Source organism: Leucobacter soli, from assembly GCF_042659205.1.
In the GTDB taxonomy this organism is placed as follows: Bacteria; Actinomycetota; Actinomycetes; order Actinomycetales; family Microbacteriaceae; genus Leucobacter; species Leucobacter soli.
Genome location: NZ_JBHSRW010000256.1, coordinates 1 through 3,068 on the forward strand (window position 1 = coordinate 1; position 3,068 = coordinate 3,068).

The 3,068-nt window shown below is 72.4% G+C and carries 2 protein-coding genes and 1 pseudogene; 2 read left to right on the forward strand and 1 reads right to left on the reverse strand.

The window, feature by feature from the left end:
* A pseudogene (locus ACFPZL_RS11735) lies at positions 1-202 on the reverse strand (formimidoylglutamase); the annotation flags it as partial.
* 203 nt (positions 203-405) lie between these two features.
* Between ACFPZL_RS11735 and hutH the strand changes: the two are divergent.
* The gene (gene hutH / locus ACFPZL_RS11740; RefSeq protein WP_218114472.1) at positions 406-1,977 is read left to right on the forward strand and encodes a histidine ammonia-lyase; all 1,572 of its coding nucleotides are present in this window, start codon (positions 406-408) and stop codon (positions 1,975-1,977) included.
* A 37-nt stretch (positions 1,978-2,014) separates the two neighbouring features.
* Positions 2,015-2,803 (forward strand): IclR family transcriptional regulator, encoded by a 789-nt coding sequence (locus ACFPZL_RS11745; RefSeq protein ID WP_268912054.1) that lies wholly within the window; start codon positions 2,015-2,017, stop codon positions 2,801-2,803.
* The last annotated feature ends 265 nt before the right edge of the window (positions 2,804-3,068 follow it).

Genomic DNA, 3,068 nt, shown 5'->3' on the forward strand with positions numbered 1-3,068 from the left:
GCCCGGGCGCCACGAAATGCCCCGAGTAGCGTCGCAGCGCGTCGCGCACGGCGGCCGGGGTCTCGTGCGCCTGCGTCGGCGAGAGCGAGGTCCGGCTCGTCGGCACGCCAATCAGGGCGAGGTCGACCGTGCCGGAGTCCCCGAGCGCGGGCCATCCGCCCGTGCGCGGCCATAGCGGATCATGCACCAGCCTGCCTGTCATGGGGTCTCCGTTCCCGCGTCGGTTCGTCTCGTTCCGAATCGTCTCGGATCGTCTCGGATCGCCGTGCTGCGCGATCCTCTGCCGTTAGCCTGCCACGATCCGCTCGCGCTGCGCCGCACCCCATCGCGGACTCGTCCGGTATCCCGGACAGGAGCGGCTCGGGAGCTCTACAGTTCGAGCCGCGCATGCGCTGGGATCGACCTATGAGCAGCACTGTCACCACCGTCGTTCTGGGCGAAGCCCCCCTCACCGTCGCCGACGTCGTGGCCGTCGCCCGAGAGGGCGCACGCGTCGAGATCGGACCGGACGCGCTCGACCGCATCGCCGCGAGCCGGCGCATGATCGACGAGCTCGCGAACGACACCCGCCCGCACTACGGCATCTCCACCGGCTTCGGCGCGCTCGCCAAGGTGCAGATCCCCCAGGAGAAGCGCCAGCAGCTGCAGCGCAGCCTGATCCGCTCGCACGCGGCCGGCACCGGCCCCGAGGTCGAGCGCGAGGTCGTTCGCGCCCTCATGCTGCTGCGTCTCAACACGCTCGCCAGCGGCCGCACCGGGGTGCGCACCGTCGTCGCCGAAACGTATGCCGCGATCTTGAACGCCGGCATCACCCCGGTCGTGCACGAGTTCGGTTCCCTCGGCTGCTCGGGCGACCTCAGCCCGCTCGCTCACTGCGCGCTCACCCTGCTCGGCGAAGGCCAGGTACGAGTGAGCGAGGATCCGCACGCCCCGGCCATCGATGCCGCCTCCGCGCTCGCGGACGCCGGCATCGAGCCGCTCGTGCTCGCCGAGAAGGAGGGCCTCGCCCTCATCAACGGCACCGATGGCATGCTCGGCATGCTCTGCCTGGCCCTGCACGACCTGGGCGCACTGCTCAAGGTCGCCGACCTCGCCGCGGCGGCCTCGGTCGAGGCCCTCACCGGAACCGATGCCGTCTTCGCCGCCGAATTGCAGGAGCTGCGCCCGCATCCCGGCCAGGGTGCCGCCGCCGCGAACATCGCGGCCGTGCTCGCCGATTCCCGCCTCATCCAGCGCCCGCGCGAAGGCGAGTTCACCCGGGTGCAGGACGCCTACTCGCTGCGTTGCTCCCCGCAGGTGCACGGTGCGGCGCGAGACACGGCGGATCACGCCGCACGCGTCGCGAGCATCGAGCTGCGCTCCGCGATCGACAACCCGGTCGTGCTGCCCGACGGCCGGGTCGAGTCGAACGGCAACTTCCACGGCGCGCCCGTCGCCTACGTGCTCGACTTCCTCGCGATCGCGGTGGCCGACCTCGCCTCCATCAGCGAGCGCCGCACGGATCGTTTCCTCGACGTCGCCCGCAGCCACGGCCTGCCGCCGTTCCTCGCCGCCGATGCCGGCCTCGACTCCGGGCTCATGATCGCCCAGTACACCGCGGCCGGCATCGTCTCGGAGCTCAAGCGCCTCGCGGCGCCCGCCTCGGTGGACTCGATCCCCTCCTCCGCGATGCAAGAGGATCACGTCTCCATGGGCTGGCACGCCGGGCGCAAGCTGCGCCGAGGCATTGACGGGCTGGGCCGGGTGCTCGCGATCGAGCTGCTCGCATCGACCCGCGCCCTCGACTTCCGCGCGGCGGAGGGCGCGGGCGATCCCGCCCCGGCGACCGCGGCGGTCCACGCGCTCTTCCGTACCCGCATCCCGGCGCCCGACACCGACACCTTCCTCTCGCCGACCATCACCGCCGCGCGCGACTTCGTCGTCTCCGGCGCCGTGGTATCCGCCGCCGAGGGCGCGCTCGGCGCACCGCTGGGGTAGCACCCCTCGGAGACGCATTCGGAAGTAGGCTGCGAGGGTGAGCGAGCAGCAGCCGAAGGTGCCCGCGGCGGATCAGACGCTGCGGATCCTCGCGATGCTCGCCGCCTCGCGCGGACCGCTGCCGGCGAGCATGATCGCGACCCAGCTCGGGCTCCCGCGATCCACCGTGTACCACCTGCTGGCGACGCTCCAGGAGCACGGCTTCGTCATGCACCTGCCAGAGGAGCGACGCTACGGGCTCGGGATCGCCGCCGTCGAGCTGAGTTCGGCCTACGCCCGGCAGGAACCGCTGACGCGGATCGGCCGGCCGCTGATCGCGGCGCTCGTGGACCGGGTGCGGGTCAGCGGACACCTCGCCGTGCCGCACGGCCGGGACGTGCTCTACGTGATCGAGGAGCGCGCGCCGGGATCGCCGATGCTCATCACCGACGTGAACGTCCGGCTGCCGATGCAGCTCACCGCCAGCGGCCGGGCGATCCTCGCCGCGCTGCCGAAAGCGCAGGTCCGCGCCCTGTTCCCCGACCGCGGCGCGTTCGTGCACCGGCACGACATCATCGACGACATCGACCGGTACTCGAAGCTGCGCGCGGTGCTCGACGAGGTGGTCACGCGCGGCTTCGCCGTCGAGCGCGGATCCGTCACGCCGGAGTTCTCCTCCGTCGCCGTGCCCGTGCTCGACCACCGCGAATGGCCGGTCGCCGCGATCGCCGTCACCTTTCCGGACGACCAGATCGCGGAGGATCGCCTCGACGGGCTCGCCGCCGAGGTCCGGCGCACCGCCGAGACGCTCTCCGCCCGCATCCACGGGCGACCCGCGAGTGCGTAAGGGACGGCGAGCGAGCAGGACCGGCCCGGCTTTTGCCCACTGGAGTACACCTTGCTGACCGGCGTACCCCGTATTCGCGGTGATTTTCCTGCACGCTCGTCAGGAAGGGGGCCTGCGGTGAGCCGAGGGGCGGACGAGACCCGGGCTGCGGCACGGCAGCACTGCGGCGTCGGTGCGGCGCAGCCGTCTCAGACGACGCGCTCGCCCGCGCGCCAGACCGCGGCGGTGAGGGGCATCCCCGGCCGGTAGGCGAGGTGCGTCACGG